The sequence below is a fragment of the Arcicella aurantiaca genome (assembly GCF_003148625.1).
Lineage (GTDB): Bacteria > Bacteroidota > Bacteroidia > Cytophagales > Spirosomataceae > Arcicella > Arcicella aurantiaca.
In genome coordinates this window covers 104,706-120,293 of record NZ_QGGO01000003.1, presented here as the reverse complement: position 1 = coordinate 120,293, position 15,588 = coordinate 104,706, and the positions used below count along the sequence as shown (strand labels likewise).

Here is a 15,588-nt window from a genome sequence, read left to right as displayed (position 1 = left end):
TTATTGCGTAATTTTCAGCGAAGAATTTTGAGCGATTAGGTCAAAATCAGAATCATTATGACAAATCTCTACATTGAAATGTATGGCATAACTTGCTATTAAACAGTCGTTTGGCTTTCTGATTGTTACGCCTTTTTTTCGTAAAGAACGATATAAGTTTGCAGCCTCAACAGCAACTTCAACAGAATTTAATGTTAGTAATTGTTGAGCTAACAATAGTCTTGAAGCTACTTCAAATCGTTTCTGGTCAGATATTCCTTGCAATACTTCTTGAATAATTGTGGGCGTTATGAAAACCCTCGCTCTTATCGCAAAGAAATTTTCTAAAATCACAACCTTTGAGGTTTGTTTTTTATTGAGATAATCAATCCATACAGAAGTATCAAATAAAATCATAGTTCTGTTGCGTCTTGAGTCCTCATCTTTTCCAAATCTCCTTTCCATGTGTTATTTCCTCTTAAAGATTCCATTTCTTGAATCAAAAAGTAGTAATACACATCTCCAAGTGCTTTTTCAATGACAGCCTTTTTGGTTTTCAAACCTGTTGCAAGCATAGCTTTTGCCATCAAATCATCATTTATATCAATATTTGTTCTCATGTTTTTTGATTTATACACAAAAATATGGCTTTTTATACACAAAAAAAACTCACGAAATAAAAATCATGAGTTTTTGCTTGAGATTATAAGAAAATCATTTAAACCCTCCCGAATAAACTTCTTTAATAAAAATCCGATTGGCAAAACCTGAATTAATTTCTATTTTTTCAATTTGTTCTTGATAAAAGGTTTCTCCATAAAAGTCCTCAATTTGATATAAAATTCGGTGTGGTACAGCTCCGCTATTCAAGCTAATTAATTCTCGGTAATCTTGATAAATTTTACGCTCGAAAGACAACTTTTTACCGTCTTCAAATTCAATTTTTTCAGAAGAAATCACTCTATTTTTTTCTTGGTCGATAAACAAATGATGCTCTGTTTTGGGAACACTCCTATTGCTTGAATTAACTGTTTTTTCTATGTATGTCAAATGATAACACAAACGTCCGTCGATGATAGCATCAGCTAAAAGTTCATAATTATTCCATAAATCCAAACGAAATGACGACAGCAAATAAAGTGGGTCTAAATTGGGCAAAACATTCAAATAATCAGAATTTGACATCTTTTTCCACTTTTCAGCTCTCACACGGTCATCATGTTGCCAAGATTCTGCCTGATTGACAACTACATAAAAAAGGTCTGGATTTTTCTTTTTTAAGAGATAATTGGTAAATGCAAGCCCCCATTTTTCATCATAAACAGGAATATTCGTTTCTTCAAAAGTGAGCTTTGAAAGGATATGAACTTTCTCTACACCTTTCAAAATTTGTCCGCCACCGTAGCCATCAACTATTTTCTTGAGTAATGCAGCATTATTCTGTTTCGAGACAGAATCTAACATGGATATTTTAGTGTTTTTGGCAGTTTCAATATACTTTAAACGATTCGTTTTTTCTTGTTCCCAATCGGCAATATCCCTTTCTATTTTCTCAAAAAATGCCAATCTCGTATCCTCTTTTTCTTGAATGGCTTCCTGTTGCATCTGAAACCCTAATTTCTTTAATTCCGAAAATCTTGGTAAATGATGACGAATTTTCAGATTGGCAAAACGAGCGTTATCTGTACGGTCAATCAATTCTCTACCCCAAATTTTTCGCATATCATTTTTAATCAACAAGTCGCTTACCAACAGTGCTTTGTCTTTATTTTCCAATAAAAAATAAAGTTGAGCTAAATTATTTGTGACGATAAAACGAATTTTAGTATTATCTGGCGACGCTGGATATTTTGTCAAAAGTCCTTCTAAATACGCTACATGAGGTACAAGAGCCATTGCATCTAATCCCTTTTCAAGAGTTACTTTTGCCATTTGAGCCGTTATTTCATTCTCAAATTCAAGCATTTTAGCATATTCTGGATGTTCTTTATTGGTTAAAAACACGAACGTTTCTTTACTCTGATTGGTAAAATAGCCTAATTTTTGATTTAATTTCCTCTGAATATTCATCAAGGACATATTAACTGCCTTTTCTATTTCCGACCCAAATTCATTCTTTAACTCAATGTTAGTCAACCCTTTAATTAGTTCTTCTTTGGTTTGAAATTCATCCACAGGGATTCTTTCAAGAGCTTTAAATTCTTCCGTATAAATGCTCTGAGCTTTACATTTCACCTCCACTTTAATGGTTACTTTGAAAACGTAAGAAGGCACATAATAAAATCTGTATGTTTTTTTATTGAAGAACGTATCAACTCGACTTTTCAAATACTCAGGTTGCGAAATGGATACATAAATTTTCATTTGTCCATTCTCATTAACATCTTTTATAAAACCATCAATTTTAAAATAATCTTTTTTTAACATCGGTAAAGCAACTGGTACTTTATCGGCAATTTGGAAAGTCGTTGATTGTGTTAAAACATCATCTAAACAAGGAAATTCGGAAGGAGAAATGCTTGGAATCGTAAAGTTTTTCTTAGTGAATTTTACTTTATCTTGCGAATATGTGCTTATGAAGCAAAATATCAAGATTGTAGTGATTAGTAGTTTTTTCATAAGACAAAAAAATGCCGAAATTGTGTAATAAGTCATATATATTAAGGATTTAGAATTTGAAGAAAATCTTATTTTACGACAAAAACTTGGCACTTAATACCTAATACTTGGTACTCAATTTCGGCATTTTATTAATTATTTCTTAGCGTCAAATATCATTAATTTATTTTCATAAATATAGAAAATATTTTGTGTAGCTGGGTCGATTTCGTAAACAGGTCTATCGTTTTTGAAAATCAATTTATCTACTTCCGAACCATCTTCTTTTCTAATTTTCACTAATATTTTACCTGCTGCTTCGTCTTTTGCGTAGATATATGAGAAATCTCTATTTTGTTTCATCGCATTAAAACGTTTGCTATATCTCGAAGCCAATTGCCCTAAAGCTGCCGAACCAGCAGCAGAAACTCTTGATTCTGCCAATTTACTTTGGTCTGCATCTTTGATTTTCTCTGTTCTCATATTTCCAGCTTCGTCACGGTAAGTCATAGTCCATTCACTTCCTTCGATGCCCGATACTACCGAATTTGCTCCCGCAGCAATACTTCCTACACGAGCTAACCCTTTTACCAACATACGATTTCCTTCACCTGGTTGTGTATAAGTTTTGTGATATTTCTCTTTTCCGTCCATTCCTACGCCCATTACCTCTACTGGACCAGACAATACAACGCCCCAAGGAAATAATTCAATACCACTCAATTCTTTCTCTCTTTTGATATTAACCTCCGCAAATGGCTCAGGTTTATCGTCAATTGAAGGATTAAATTTGTATAATTTCTCATCGTTATAAACTAAGTAAGATTGAGAAACTTCGTCGAAAGTAGGCAACACAGGGCGTTTTTCGTTGAACTTGATATTACGTTTCCATAATTTACGACCACTTTTATAGTCCACCATATTTCCGTAAGTACCTGTTAAATACATTACTTTTTCGCCCACTTTTCCAAGATAATAAATTGGGTCTTCTTTTTCATCAGCAATTTCAATAAAGCTCTTCCAAAGTTTTTCACCGTTTTTATTAATCAACATCATTTCGTTTTCAGCTACATATAAAAAGTCTTGGTCGATTGGAATAACACGTTTTAAACCATCACCACGAGCATCTTTTTTCCAGATTTTTTCTCCTGTTTTCAAGTCAAAAAAGTTAAAACCGCCGTAATGTGCCACTAATATTTTTGTCCCCCAATCTTCTAAATATACAACTCTCTTAGTCTTGATTGATTCTGCCCAAATACTCTTTCCGTTATCCGTATTCAATACGTTTAAGTATTCTTTTGAAGACATAATTCCTTTGCTATTCACCACAACGATGTTTTTGTCATTTTGTGTTAAGAAAAACTTAGTGTATTCTTCTTCACCCGTCCAGTTAAGTTTACCAGACGTTTTATTGAAAGAGTACAATTTGCCATAAAGTAAATAATAGATAGTTTCACCATTGATTTTGGCAATGTTGGTGTTGGCAGATTCTTTCAATGAAAAGCTAAACAAAGATTTGGCTTTACTTACAACTGAAGTCCATTTCAAAGCCCCAGATTTCATGTCTAATAAAGCGATTGACATATCATCTCCCGTTTTCAAAGTCAATAAATATTCGTCCGACTCAGGAAGAAAATCTGATTGAAAAACGAAAAAAGATTCTTTTGAAGAATTATACACGACTTTACCAGTTTCGGTATTGATAATCATGTATTTAGAATTGACAAAAGCCTCCACATACGGGCTATTAGGTACGCTGGTCAATTCTTTTTTCTCCTTGAAAATCTTGCCAAATTCAGGGTCACTCAAAATGTCTTTAACAGAAGCTCCTCCGAAATCATCTTTGGTCAATTTCCAAACTTGTTGTTTGGTTTCAGCATTGATACCTTGTATCGTTGAGCCGACTTTGATGACAATAACGCCTGTAATTTCATTCTGGACTAAATCTTGGATATTTCCTTCTGCTTCGATGACACTGTCAAAAGTACGTTGAGCAAAAGTGGAGAGACTTAAAAATAGTAGTAGTAAAAGAGTGGTAGTTTTAATTTTCATTTTTTGAATTGTTAAAAGTGATTGTGTGGAATTATTAATGATAGTAATTGCACAAATCATTCTAATCAATTAAAGAATGTAGATAAGGAGAATGTGCAGAAACTAATCACAACAAATATAGATGAATCATCTTAATTGACAAAATATTACAAAATTCAGCTTTGGCATGATTATTCTGAAAATGAAAACAAGCAATTCAATCCAAAAAAGCTAACTTTGTAAACAGTTAGCAGTAAACAGTTAGCAGTAAACAGTTATCGGTAAGTAATAATACATTTTGTACCTAATAACTTGTAATAAACTGTTGTTTACTGATGATTGTTAACTGATTACTGATAATTGATAACTGAATAACAATGGCAGAGCAAAAACAACAAGATACCGCTTCAACGTTAAAAGACATTATTTCGCACGCCAAAGAATATGGCTTTGTGTTCCCTTCTTCTGAAATTTATGATGGTCTTCAAGCCGTTTATGACTACGGTCAGAATGGTGTTGAACTAAAAAATAACTTAAAAACGCTATGGTGGAAAGCCATGACAATGCTTAACGATAACGTAGTTGGTATTGATGCAGCGATTTTTATGCACCCGCTTACATGGAAAGCGTCTGGTCACGTGGATTCATTCAACGACCCGATGATTGACAACAAAGATTCTAAAAAACGTTATCGTGCCGACCAATTATTGGAAGCTAAAGCTGAACAATACGAAGCAGAAGGAACACCAGAAAAAGGAAAAGCATTATTAGAAGCGATGGCTGCTGCCATGACTGCCGATGATATGTCGGGTTTACGCCAAATTATTTTAGACGAAGGCATCAAATGTCCAATTTCAAATACAGCAAACTGGACGGAAGTTCGTCAATTTAACTTGATGTTCTCAACGCAAGTAGGTGCGGTTTCGGAAGATGCTTCTTTGATTTATCTTCGTCCAGAAACGGCACAAGGTATTTTTGTAAACTTCTTGAACGTTCAGAAATCAGGACGCATGAAGGTGCCTTTTGGTATTGCACAAATCGGTAAAGCATTCCGTAACGAAATTGTGGCTCGTAACTTCATCTTCCGTATGCGTGAATTTGAACAAATGGAAATGCAATTCTTTGTTCGCCCTGGCACTGAAATGGAATGGTACAACAAATGGAAAGAAACTCGTTTGAAATTCCACCAAGCCATTGGTTTACCTGCTGAAAATTTGAAATATCACGACCACGAAAAATTGGCTCACTACGCCAATGCTGCGGTGGATATTGAATATAAATTTCCATTCGGATTTAAAGAAATGGAAGGAATTCACTCACGTACTGCTTTTGACTTGACGGCTCACCAAGAGTTATCACGCAAAAAACAACAGTATTTTGACGCTGAATTAGACGAAAATGGCAAACCTTACGGAAATTATATTCCTTACGTTGTAGAAACATCTGTGGGTGCAGACCGTCTTTTCTTGGCTATTTTGTGTAACGCTTATACCGATGAAGTAGTTGGAGAAGGTGAAAATGCCAAACAAAGAACATATTTAAAATTCCATCCAGCAGTTGCCCCTATCAAAGCAGCCGTGTTGCCATTGGTGAAAAAAGATGGTTTGGCTGAAAAAGCACAAGATATTTACCATGCTTTAAAACGTTCATTTAATGTAACTTACGATGATGGTGGGGCAATCGGAAAACGTTATACTCGTCAAGATTTGATTGGAACGCCATACTGTATTGCGGTAGATTACCAAACAATGGAAGACGAAACCGTAACCATCCGTCACCGTGATTCAATGGAACAAGAGCGGGTTGCTATTGCTGACTTACGTGATAAAATTGGGTTTGCGGTGAGTATGGAGAGGGTTTTTGAGGTTTTGTAGGTAGAATTTTTACAATAAATTGTAATTCAATGAAAAGTATAGTCATAACTCCGCAAAATAATGATGAATTAAGAGCAGTTTCGAGTTTCTTGAAATTGCTTAAAATCAAATCTCAAATTCTTTCTGATTCTCAAAAAGAAGACATTGGGCTTTGGACTTTGATGCAAGAGGAAAAAGATTCTCCAATTTTAAATAAAACAGAAAAGGTGAATTTTGAAAATTGGTTGAGAAATGGAATATGAATATCAATCAAGTTTTGTCAGAGATGCAAAAAAACTGCCGAAAAATATCAAAGAAGGCATAGTTGAAATCATTGATAATATTCAATCTGCAGAACAGTTATCTGATATTGAAGGTGTTACTAAAATGGTGGGTTACAATAATTCATACCGTATAAAAGTAAAATCAATCAAAGATTTTAGAATTGGCTTTTTCTTGAATGAAGATGGAGTAATTATACTTTCCAGAATTTTAGCGAGAAAAGATATTTATAAGGTTTTTCCTTAAAATTTATTTTCCAAAAGGCTTCGTATTTATGCGAAGCCTTTTCTATTTTTATGATTATTTACACTATTAAAAATATCTAACTATGCCCCAAATAAATAATCCACATGATAAGTTCTTCAAACAAACACTTTCAAGATTAGATGTTACTCAGAGTTTTATCGAAGAAGTTTCACCTTCGGATATTCGAGAAAAAACAGCACCAATTCATTGAAAATGAACACATTACCTAAACGTAACCATCAACTTGACAAGCAATGAGTTAATCATTATCTTTACCAAAGTTTCAACAACAGTAAATAATATCGCCATGACAGCCGTAGAAGAAATAACAGAAAATCTAACCTTCAATCATATTAGAGGCTTATGGGAGAAAGGTTTAGATGCAAATTTCATTGCCGATGCCTTCAAACTTCCAGTAAAAAAGGTAGAAGCGATTATTAAGAGGTTAAAAAGCTCTTCCAATTAATTTAGCACTAACAAGAGTTCATTAATAAAAGAGGGAATTAAATACTTTCTCCTAATTTAAACAAATTTTCATTTCCACAAAAGCCCACGAATAATCCGTGGGCTTTTGTATTTTTGTACCTCAAACAAGACATTCCATGAAAGAAATAAAAAACGAATCTGATTATGAAAAAGCTTCTGACCGTGCAGATGCTATTTTCAACGCAAAAAAAGAAACGCCAGAATACGCTGAACTTCAAGATTTATTGAAGGCTCTGAAACAATACGAAGACGACTTTGTGAAAATGTTAAAAGGGATTTAGATGATATTTGTTAGGTTTTGAGAATAAAGAATGTACTAAATTGCAAACAAATCCTGAACCTAAAATTCATCCTTCGTAAACCCTAAAATAAAATGACAAAAACAGAATTAGCGGCTCTTAGAGAAAATTATACCAAAGGTAGTTTAGATGTAAAAGACGTTGCATCAACTCCTATCGAACAGTTTCAAGCATGGTTTGACGAAGCCGTAGCCAGTCAATTGCTTGAACCAAATGCCTTTTTACTTTCAACAGTATCGAATGAAAATAAGCCTTCTACACGAGTGCTTTTATTGAAAGGACTTGACAATGGTTTTACTTTTTATACCAACTATCTAAGTCGAAAAGGAACAGAATTAGCAGAAAATCCAAATGCTTGCATCACTTTTTTTTGGGTAGAATTGGAACGTCAAATAAGAATTGAAGGCACAATAGAAAAAGTTTCTGACGAAGATTCAGATACCTATTTTCACAGTCGCCCACGAGGAAGCCAAATTGGTGCTTGGGTTTCTAACCAAAGTATGATTATTGAAAATCGTGAGGTTTTGGAAGAAAGAGAAAAGCATTTAATCGAAAAATTCGGTGATGCTCCTATTCCACGTCCTCCGCATTGGGGTGGTTATAGACTCGTTCCCAACTATATTGAATTTTGGCAAGGTCGCCCATCACGTCTCCACGACCGTATTGCTTATACTTTATTGGAAAACGGCGAATGGAAAATAGATAGACTTTCACCGTAGTTTTAACCGCAAAGACGGGAAGACGCAGAGGAAAATTATTTGCGTCTTCCCGTCTTTGCGGTTCTTTAAATCAAACTCCCCAAATCCTTCACGCCCAATTTTTTATAACTTGTAAAGCCTTCGCCAAATTCAACACCAATGGCGTGTCCCATTTCACGATTACGAGCCTCCACAAATTTCAAAAATGCAGGTGATGAAAGATAAGATTCTGGGTCAGAAGACGTTGGGTCGTAAAATTGACTTCTAAAAGCTCTGATGGATGCTTCTTTTTTATCCCAAAATTCAGAAATGTCAACCACAAAATCTGGAGAAATATATCGGTCTTGAATGTAGTGATAAACATTTTTAGGTCGCCACTCCTTCTGTTGATTTCCATCATCTTCAAAAGTTTCTATCATTCTCAAACCCGACTTAAAACAAGCATCTACTGCTAATTCGCAACCTTTTATGTGGTCAGGATGGCGGTCGAAAGGTGCATTTGCCAAAACAATTTCAGGTTGGTAACGTCTAATGACACGGATTAATTTCATCAAATGCTCTTCATCATTGACAAAAAAGCCATCTCTAAAACCTAAATTTTCACGAGCATGAACACCTAAAATTTTAGTAGCCTCTGCTGATTCTGCCAAACGAATTTCGGGAGTTCCACGAGTGCCTAATTCCCCACGAGTAAAATCGACAATTCCAACTTTTTTGCCTTGGGCAATATGTGAACAAATTGTTCCTGAGCAACCTAATTCGGCATCGTCAGGATGTGCCGCCATTACGAGTATATCTAATTTCATGTTTTTATATAATCAATTATTAAAATGAAACTCTTTTGTTCTAAAAATGATTCATTAAGCATAAAACCTATTTAAAGATTCGGAAGTCAATACTTACTGACGCAACACAAAATATGACTTCAATAACCTCTGATGGGTTGCGTTAATAAGTACATTTTTCCGTAAAGATTACAAAAGACGAAAGTAAATAAGCCTGCCGATATTTCTGCTATCTCAAAAAAAAATTGATTTAATGAACTTATCAATGAATTCGATGTTAATATAGTGTAAATACATTTAATGTCATAACATTAGTTAATATCATGAATTTTATAGAACAATTAAATTGGCGTTATGCCACAAAGAGAATGGTTGCTGATAAAGCCGTTCCACAAGAAAAAGTTAATACGATTGTTGAAGCATTTCGTCTTTCAGCTTCATCTTATGGTCTTCAACCTTATAACTTATTAATAATTGAGGATAAAGAATTATTAAAGCAAATCCAACCGCTTGCCTTCAATCAACCTCAAATAGTAGAAACAAGCACATTATTGGTATTGGCAGTTTGGGACAAAGCAACCCAAGAACGCATTGATGCTTTTTTCAATTTAATCGCTTCTGAAAGAGGGATTCCTGTGGAAGCTTTAGCGGGTTACAAAGCTATGGTTGAAGGAAGAGTTAATGGAGCTGATGAAGCCAGCGTATTTAACTGGATGGCACGCCAAGCATACATTGCTTTAGGCACTGGTTTGGCAGCGGCAGCTATTGAAGAAGTAGATGCTACTCCAATGGAAGGTTTTAATCCTGATGCTTTAGATGAATTATTAGGTTTATCGGCAAAAGGTTTAAAAAGTGTAGTAATTGTACCTTTGGGCTACCGTGACGAAGCTAATGACCCATTAGCAAATGCCAAAAAAGTAAGAAAATCAACAGAAGATTTTGTGGTTTCTTTATAGTAATTAGGTCTTAGGAGTTAGGTTTTAGTTGAATTGATTTCATAGGTTATCAGCAAAGAGAATTCTCTTTCTATCGATGATTCAATGATAACAATCTAATAAACCAATCTATTTATACTAATTTAAAAAAGTTATTGCGTATCTGAGTCTCAACGGAAGTCGTCGTTCAAAACGACGACTTCCGTAAAGTACGCATCAAATCTTTAATATGGGTATTAGTTGTTTAAATTCCATTTTGGCAAAACAAAAAAGCGTGCTTTAAGTGTTAAAGCACGCTTTTTTGTTTTTATAAAGAAGAAAACATAACTCCTAACCACTAAAACCTAACCCCTAATCTATTATTGAATTCTTAAACGTCTTCCTGCTCTTAAACTTGAAGACAATCTCATTCCATTCATTCTTGCCAATTTTTCTACTGAAATGCCAGCACGGTTAGCAATTGAATAAAGTGTATCGCCATAATGTGCCGTTGTCCACGCAGTTCTACGAGTCATAACCTTGTTACCTGCATCTCCATATTCGTTACCTAAAGCCAAACCATAAGTATCAAAAACTCTTGCCGAAATCAAAACGTGGTCAGACGTTGGTTCAGAACCTGCTCCTGTAAAATTGAACACATAAGTTGGATTGAATGGATTTCCTTCATAACGAGTTTCAAAGTGCAAATGAGAACCTGTACTTCTACCTGTATTCCCTCCCAATCCGATTTGGTCACCTGCTTTTACGTAAGCTCCTGATTCAAGACCTTTTGATGAAAGGTGACCATATAACGTCTCTATTCCGTTATAATGACGAACTACTATAAAATTACCATATCCTCTTCCATCATAACCTGATACTCTAACAATTCCATCAAATACAGAATACACAGGGTCGCCTGTTTCTAAATCTAAATCTACTCCTGCGTGCAAACGATGCCATCTTGGACCAAAAGGTGATGTCATTTTGGGAGCATTGTTTGGCACAGACCAAAAACGCCCTTGGTCTTTATTATACAATTCTACATCAACCACATCATCAAAATCTTTCGGTTCAATTCCGTAAGGGTCAATATTTGTAGCATCCCAAACAGAATAATAAGTAGCCACTGACACAAAATCATCACTTCCTTCTGGGCGAGTTTCTTCTTCAATTTCAATAATTAAAGGTTCTCTTTCATCCACAGAAGTTGTATCAAATGTACTTACCGAAGAATTTAAGGGCTTTGCTGGTTCGTATTTGTTAGATGCGGTGATAGCAGATGGAGCGTCTGAGACAGGCTCAACAGAGTAATCAACTCTGAATTGAAGTTTTGGCAACTCATCCAGAATATCATCTTGTTTTTTCTCCTTTTCTTTATACAGACCTGTATTATTCTTGACATTAATCTTAGGGTTTTTCTTAAAATTCCCCGATTCTTGTGCCGAGACTGTAAATGAGCCTACACAAAATAGAAAAAATAGTATCTTGTTAATCTTTATCATAAGTATTTTAGATGTTAGAGAATAGAGTTTAGAGAACATATTTCGTATTATTTAGGAGACAATTTCCTCTATAATCTATTCTCTAAACTCTATTTTCTAAATAACTAATCTTCTTGTTCCGTCAACCATCTTTCTGCATCTAAGGCTGCCATACAACCAGAACCCGCAGCAGTAACAGCTTGACGATAAATATTATCTTGGGCATCGCCAGAAGCAAAAACACCTTCGATATTGGTACGACTTGAACCTTTTTCTGTAATTAAATAACCAGCTTCATCCATATCCAAGAATCCTTTAAATATGTCTGTATTTGGTTTATGACCAATAGCAACGAAAAATCCTGTTACTGCAATCGTTTTTTCTTCGCCAGTTTTAACATTCTTAATTTTTGCAGAAGTTACCCCTGCGTCATCTCCTAAAATTTCTTGTGTTTCAGAATTCCAGTGTACTTCAATTTTAGGATTTGAAGTAACTCTTTTCTGCATAATCTGCGAAGCACGTAATTCATCACGACGCACAATCATGTGTACTTTCGAGCAAAGATTTGCTAAATAAGTTGCTTCTTCAGCAGCGGTATCGCCACCACCAACAATGGCAACTTCTTGATTACGGAAAAAGAAACCATCACAAACGGCACAAGCTGAAACCCCACGACCGTTAAATACTTCTTCTGATGGCAAACCTAACCATTTTGCCGAAGCACCTGTTGCAATTATAACGGCGTCCGCATGGATTTCGTGTGTATCATCAATAAAAACTTTCTTCGGACTTGTTGAAAAGTCAACTTTTGTTGCTAATCCGTAACGAACATCTGTTCCAAATCTACGAGCCTGTTTTTCAAGGTCTTGCATCATTTCTGGTCCTTGAACTCCGTCTGGATAACCAGGGAAATTTTCAACATCATTCGTAATTGTCAATTGTCCACCTGGTTGTGGGCCTTGATACATTATTGGGTTTAATCCTGCCCTTGAGGCGTAGATTGCTGCGGTATAACCTGCCGGTCCTGAGCCTATAATTAGGCATTTGGTATGCTCTGCCATTCTAAGTTTTTGTACTTTATTAGTGTTTTTGAAATATCCGAATTACAAGATTCGAGCTATTTTTTTAACAAAAAAATTTATACAAAAATTGCACATTTATTTAGATTACACAAGGAAATATTAGGTAAGGAAGGGCGGAAAATGATTTACCATGCTGAAAATCAACACAATAACACTTTTTTATTATTTGGCGGGATAAAAGTAATTATGTAAAATATTTGCGTATCCAAAAATAGTAGTAAAACATTGCTCTAACAAGCATTTACAACATTTTTTAAATAGTTATTTTGCCACAAAAAAATTGTATTATCTTGCGATAAAAAATGATTAGTCCAATATTTGATACTGACCAAAAAATTCTTAGTCACCTTGCAAAAGGTGATGTAACTGCTTTTGACTTTTTGTATCAAAAATACTTTTCTAAACTTTATGGGGCTGTTTATAAACGTCTTCAAAATAGAGAATTGACAGAAGAGATTGTCCAAGAATTATTTGTTTCTCTTTGGGAGAGACGTACCGTTTTATCTATTTCTACAACAATTGAAGCCTATCTTTTTTCTTCGGTCAAATACTTGGTCATTGCACAATATAAGAAAAACAACCTTTTTGAACAGTACTCTACTAATATAGAAACTGACAATAAAGATGAAAATTTTACGGAACAAGCAGTTAGTTTTGACGAACTAAATGAGGCTTATCAAAAGGCTTTATTAATATTGCCTGAACGTTGCCGAGAAGTTTTTTTATTGAAACGTAGTGGACTTTCTCAACGAGAAGTTTCTGAAAAATTAGACATATCAGAAAAAACGGTTGAAAATCAAATGACGAAGGCTCTAAAAATACTTCGTGAGGTATTGAAAGATTATACGTTACTCTTTATTTTATTAAATACTGCTTGTAATTGATTGTTTTTTTTACAATTCCAAGATTTTATTGTAATATAGCATCAAAATAATTTCTTTAAAACTTCCCATGAATTTTTCCACGTTTTCAGACGAGACTTTGATAACGCTTATCGCCATAGATGATGAGGTTGCTTTCCGTGAAATTTATGACCGTTATTGGAAGAAATTATTTTCATTGGCTACCTTCAAAACGGGTTCAAGAGATGCTTCAGAAGAGATTGTACAGGAGTTATTCACAAAACTTTGGGAAAGGCGTAAAGGATTAGAAATTGCCCATTTGGAAAGTTATTTATTTACAGCTCTCAAATATCAGATTATTAGTCACCTTCGTCAAGTCATTGTACAAAGAAATTCTTTGGAAGTTTCTTACCATGAAGCCTCATTTCAAACAGAAGATTTTTTAACAGCCGAAGCTATTCAAGTGGCTATTGAAAAAGCTATTTATCAATTACCTGATAAAACACAGACGGTTTTTAAAATGAGTAGATTTGAAGAAAAATCACATAAAGAAATTGCCATTGCTTTAGATTTATCTGAAAAATCAGTGGAATATCACATCACGCAGGCTCTAAAATTTCTACGGATTTATCTAAAAGATTACCTCACGATTTTACTTTTTTGGCTTACATTTAGTTAAGATTTCTGTCTTGCTATTTTCTTTAGATACGCCTCACTTCCTCCACTTCTCTTCCATATTACTTTATTTTTTAAATGTCATTTTTCAAGAATATTTATCTTGAATGTGGACTTTTATTGTATTTTTCAAATATTTTTTATTTTCTTTTAGGGGTGAATACTTATTTAACGACTTTCAGAATATAAATCAATAAATCTATGAGCAAACAATCATTTGAGTATTTATTAGAAAAGTATCTGTCGGGTAAATGTAATGCTGAGGAAAAAAAGGTAGTTGAACAATGGTTTGAATTAGTTGGCAATGATTCAAAAATACCTACTACCGAGCCTGAATGGAATCATGTGAAAGATAGAATGTGGAGTAGAATTCATAAAGGAGCAACCCCAATAACTAAACCTGTATCTATCTGGCGTAAACAATCTTTCAGATTGGCGATTGCTGCCAGCATCACTATTTTGTTAGGTCTTGGTATTTATTTTAATTACGTTTTAAATACTCAAAATCATCTTATTATAAGTGAATATGCGGGGGTTGTTACGCAAGAAAATGCAACCAATAAAATTATTGCTCTCAAGTTAGAAGATGGTAGTGTTATCAAACTACACCCGAAGGCAATCTTATCTTATCCAAAACATTTTTTGGCTGATAAACGAGAAGTAACCTTGAAAGGAAATGCGTTTTTTGACATTAAACGAAATCCTAACAAACCTTTTATGGTGCTTTGTGGTGAAACAATTACGAAGGTTTTGGGGACGAGTTTTTTAATAAAATCAGATTTGAGTTCAAAAATTCAAGTAGAAGTTAAAACAGGGAAAGTGTCAGTTTATGAAAAAGGGGCGAGTAATCCGAAAGAAAATGGTGTGGTATTAACGCCAAATGAAAAAGTGGTTTATTTCGACGAAGACAACCATTTTGTGACAGGGTTAGTAGAAAAACCTGAAGTTTTGGTGACAGTGAAAGACAAAATCAATTTTGATTTCAGAAATGCACGTTTATCTGAAGTTTTACAAAAATTCAAAGATGCTTATGGAATTGAGATTTTCTTGGAAGATGAAAAAATTGCCAATTGCACTTTTACAGGCGACTTAAACGCCATGCCAATTTATAATCAATTAGATTTTTTATGCCAGACCCTCAATGCCAATTATCAGATTAAAGGCACTGATATTATTGTGTCGGGCAGAGGATGCTTTTAGTAAAAACCATTACCAATGAGGATGTTACCAGCGTCTGATTTGGGCAGTATTATTACCCATTATTTTATCAATAAAAAAGACCGATAATGTTACCAGCATTATCGGTCGAGAATATCCTTCAATCATCTCTTGGA

At 34.4% G+C, this 15,588-nt stretch carries 18 protein-coding genes; 11 read left to right on the top strand and 7 right to left on the bottom strand.

Features of this window, described 5'->3' with window-relative positions; genetic code table 11:
• From vapC to LV89_RS03740, 4 genes are all read right to left on the bottom strand, one after another.
• The gene (gene vapC / locus LV89_RS03755) at positions 1 to 396 is read right to left on the bottom strand and encodes a type II toxin-antitoxin system VapC family toxin (protein WP_229201466.1); all 396 of its coding nucleotides are present in this window, start codon (positions 394 to 396) and stop codon (positions 1 to 3) included.
• Positions 393 to 599 (bottom strand): type II toxin-antitoxin system VapB family antitoxin, encoded by a 207-nt coding sequence (locus LV89_RS03750; RefSeq protein ID WP_109741533.1) that lies wholly within the window; start codon positions 597 to 599, stop codon positions 393 to 395. The genes vapC and LV89_RS03750 overlap by 4 nt, the downstream gene beginning before the upstream one ends.
• 94 nt (positions 600 to 693) lie before the next feature.
• The gene (locus LV89_RS03745) at positions 694 to 2,598 is read right to left on the bottom strand and encodes a hypothetical protein (protein WP_146199069.1); all 1,905 of its coding nucleotides are present in this window, start codon (positions 2,596 to 2,598) and stop codon (positions 694 to 696) included.
• 135 nt (positions 2,599 to 2,733) lie between these two features.
• Entirely contained in the window at positions 2,734 to 4,629 is a 1,896-nt protein-coding gene (locus LV89_RS03740) for an outer membrane protein assembly factor BamB family protein (protein ID WP_109741665.1), read from the bottom strand.
• A gap of 356 nt (positions 4,630 to 4,985) precedes the next feature.
• On the opposite strand from LV89_RS03740, the gene LV89_RS03735 reads away from it, so the two are divergent.
• From LV89_RS03735 to pdxH, 7 genes are all read left to right on the top strand, one after another.
• Positions 4,986 to 6,482 carry a glycine--tRNA ligase gene (locus LV89_RS03735; RefSeq protein WP_109741531.1) on the top strand — a complete coding sequence of 499 codons (1,497 nt, stop codon included), beginning with the start codon at positions 4,986 to 4,988 and terminating at the stop codon, positions 6,480 to 6,482.
• A 29-nt stretch (positions 6,483 to 6,511) separates the two neighbouring features.
• Positions 6,512 to 6,724 (top strand): hypothetical protein, encoded by a 213-nt coding sequence (locus LV89_RS03730; RefSeq protein ID WP_109741530.1) that lies wholly within the window; start codon positions 6,512 to 6,514, stop codon positions 6,722 to 6,724.
• Entirely contained in the window at positions 6,714 to 6,989 is a 276-nt protein-coding gene (locus LV89_RS03725; protein ID WP_109741529.1) for a type II toxin-antitoxin system RelE family toxin, read from the top strand. Before LV89_RS03730 ends, LV89_RS03725 begins: the two co-directional genes overlap by 11 nt.
• Before the next feature lie 82 nt (positions 6,990 to 7,071).
• Positions 7,072 to 7,200, top strand: a complete 129-nt coding sequence (locus LV89_RS03720; protein WP_109741528.1) for an Rpn family recombination-promoting nuclease/putative transposase — start codon at positions 7,072 to 7,074, stop codon at positions 7,198 to 7,200.
• Between the two features lie 33 nt (positions 7,201 to 7,233).
• A complete protein-coding gene (locus LV89_RS24860) occupies positions 7,234 to 7,455 on the top strand; it encodes a hypothetical protein (RefSeq protein WP_146199068.1) in 222 nt (73 codons plus the stop codon).
• Between the two features lie 136 nt (positions 7,456 to 7,591).
• Positions 7,592 to 7,756 carry a hypothetical protein gene (locus tag LV89_RS25480; RefSeq protein WP_170117750.1) on the top strand — a complete coding sequence of 55 codons (165 nt, stop codon included), beginning with the start codon at positions 7,592 to 7,594 and terminating at the stop codon, positions 7,754 to 7,756.
• Positions 7,757 to 7,848: 92 nt separating this feature from the next.
• Positions 7,849 to 8,493 carry a pyridoxamine 5'-phosphate oxidase gene (gene pdxH / locus LV89_RS03715; RefSeq protein WP_109741527.1) on the top strand — a complete coding sequence of 215 codons (645 nt, stop codon included), beginning with the start codon at positions 7,849 to 7,851 and terminating at the stop codon, positions 8,491 to 8,493.
• Positions 8,494 to 8,558: 65 nt separating this feature from the next.
• Here pdxH and bshB1 read toward each other — a convergent pair whose 3' ends face one another.
• Positions 8,559 to 9,278 carry a bacillithiol biosynthesis deacetylase BshB1 gene (gene bshB1 / locus LV89_RS03710; protein WP_109741526.1) on the bottom strand — a complete coding sequence of 240 codons (720 nt, stop codon included), beginning with the start codon at positions 9,276 to 9,278 and terminating at the stop codon, positions 8,559 to 8,561.
• 302 nt (positions 9,279 to 9,580) lie between these two features.
• Here bshB1 and LV89_RS03705 point away from each other — a divergent pair, with 302 nt between their 5' ends.
• The gene (locus LV89_RS03705) at positions 9,581 to 10,213 is read left to right on the top strand and encodes an NAD(P)H-dependent oxidoreductase (RefSeq protein WP_211321141.1); all 633 of its coding nucleotides are present in this window, start codon (positions 9,581 to 9,583) and stop codon (positions 10,211 to 10,213) included.
• A 338-nt stretch (positions 10,214 to 10,551) separates the two neighbouring features.
• Here the strand turns inward: LV89_RS03705 and LV89_RS03700 are convergent, their stop codons facing one another.
• Both LV89_RS03700 and trxB read right to left on the bottom strand, forming a co-directional pair.
• Complete coding sequence (locus tag LV89_RS03700; RefSeq protein ID WP_158279502.1) at positions 10,552 to 11,676, bottom strand: peptidoglycan DD-metalloendopeptidase family protein; 1,125 nt, start codon at positions 11,674 to 11,676, stop codon at positions 10,552 to 10,554.
• Positions 11,677 to 11,780: 104 nt separating this feature from the next.
• Positions 11,781 to 12,716, bottom strand: coding sequence for a thioredoxin-disulfide reductase (gene trxB / locus LV89_RS03695; protein WP_109741523.1), 936 nt, complete (start codon positions 12,714 to 12,716; stop codon positions 11,781 to 11,783).
• A gap of 323 nt (positions 12,717 to 13,039) precedes the next feature.
• Here trxB and LV89_RS03690 point away from each other — a divergent pair, with 323 nt between their 5' ends.
• The 3 genes from LV89_RS03690 to LV89_RS03680 all read left to right on the top strand — a co-directional run bounded on the left by LV89_RS03690 (position 13,040) and on the right by LV89_RS03680 (position 15,454).
• Positions 13,040 to 13,621, top strand: a complete 582-nt coding sequence (locus LV89_RS03690) for an RNA polymerase sigma factor (RefSeq protein WP_109741522.1) — start codon at positions 13,040 to 13,042, stop codon at positions 13,619 to 13,621.
• A gap of 67 nt (positions 13,622 to 13,688) precedes the next feature.
• Positions 13,689 to 14,258 (top strand): RNA polymerase sigma-70 factor, encoded by a 570-nt coding sequence (locus LV89_RS03685; RefSeq protein ID WP_109741521.1) that lies wholly within the window; start codon positions 13,689 to 13,691, stop codon positions 14,256 to 14,258.
• Positions 14,259 to 14,455: 197 nt separating this feature from the next.
• Positions 14,456 to 15,454: a FecR family protein gene (locus tag LV89_RS03680; RefSeq protein WP_109741520.1), complete on the top strand. Its 999-nt coding sequence runs from the start codon at positions 14,456 to 14,458 to the stop codon at positions 15,452 to 15,454.
• The last annotated feature ends 134 nt before the right edge of the window (positions 15,455 to 15,588 follow it).

Excerpts from the sequence above, each read along its gene's own strand:
- vapC (WP_229201466.1), bottom strand. The coding sequence starts at position 396 with ATGATTTTATTTGATACTTCTGTATGGATTGATTATCTCAATAAAAAA.
- LV89_RS03750 (WP_109741533.1), bottom strand. The coding sequence starts at position 599 with ATGAGAACAAATATTGATATAAATGATGATTTGATGGCAAAAGCTATG.
- LV89_RS03745 (WP_146199069.1), bottom strand. The coding sequence starts at position 2,598 with ATGAAAAAACTACTAATCACTACAATCTTGATATTTTGCTTCATAAGC.
- LV89_RS03740 (WP_109741665.1), bottom strand. The coding sequence starts at position 4,629 with ATGAAAATTAAAACTACCACTCTTTTACTACTACTATTTTTAAGTCTC.
- LV89_RS03735 (WP_109741531.1), top strand. The coding sequence starts at position 4,986 with ATGGCAGAGCAAAAACAACAAGATACCGCTTCAACGTTAAAAGACATT.
- LV89_RS03730 (WP_109741530.1), top strand. The coding sequence starts at position 6,512 with ATGAAAAGTATAGTCATAACTCCGCAAAATAATGATGAATTAAGAGCA.
- LV89_RS03725 (WP_109741529.1), top strand. The coding sequence starts at position 6,714 with ATGGAATATGAATATCAATCAAGTTTTGTCAGAGATGCAAAAAAACTG.
- LV89_RS03720 (WP_109741528.1), top strand. The coding sequence starts at position 7,072 with ATGCCCCAAATAAATAATCCACATGATAAGTTCTTCAAACAAACACTT.
- LV89_RS25480 (WP_170117750.1), top strand. The coding sequence starts at position 7,592 with ATGAAAGAAATAAAAAACGAATCTGATTATGAAAAAGCTTCTGACCGT.
- pdxH (WP_109741527.1), top strand. The coding sequence starts at position 7,849 with ATGACAAAAACAGAATTAGCGGCTCTTAGAGAAAATTATACCAAAGGT.
- bshB1 (WP_109741526.1), bottom strand. The coding sequence starts at position 9,278 with ATGAAATTAGATATACTCGTAATGGCGGCACATCCTGACGATGCCGAA.
- LV89_RS03705 (WP_211321141.1), top strand. The coding sequence starts at position 9,581 with ATGAATTTTATAGAACAATTAAATTGGCGTTATGCCACAAAGAGAATG.
- LV89_RS03700 (WP_158279502.1), bottom strand. The coding sequence starts at position 11,676 with ATGATAAAGATTAACAAGATACTATTTTTTCTATTTTGTGTAGGCTCA.
- trxB (WP_109741523.1), bottom strand. The coding sequence starts at position 12,716 with ATGGCAGAGCATACCAAATGCCTAATTATAGGCTCAGGACCGGCAGGT.
- LV89_RS03690 (WP_109741522.1), top strand. The coding sequence starts at position 13,040 with ATGATTAGTCCAATATTTGATACTGACCAAAAAATTCTTAGTCACCTT.
- LV89_RS03685 (WP_109741521.1), top strand. The coding sequence starts at position 13,689 with ATGAATTTTTCCACGTTTTCAGACGAGACTTTGATAACGCTTATCGCC.
- LV89_RS03680 (WP_109741520.1), top strand. The coding sequence starts at position 14,456 with ATGAGCAAACAATCATTTGAGTATTTATTAGAAAAGTATCTGTCGGGT.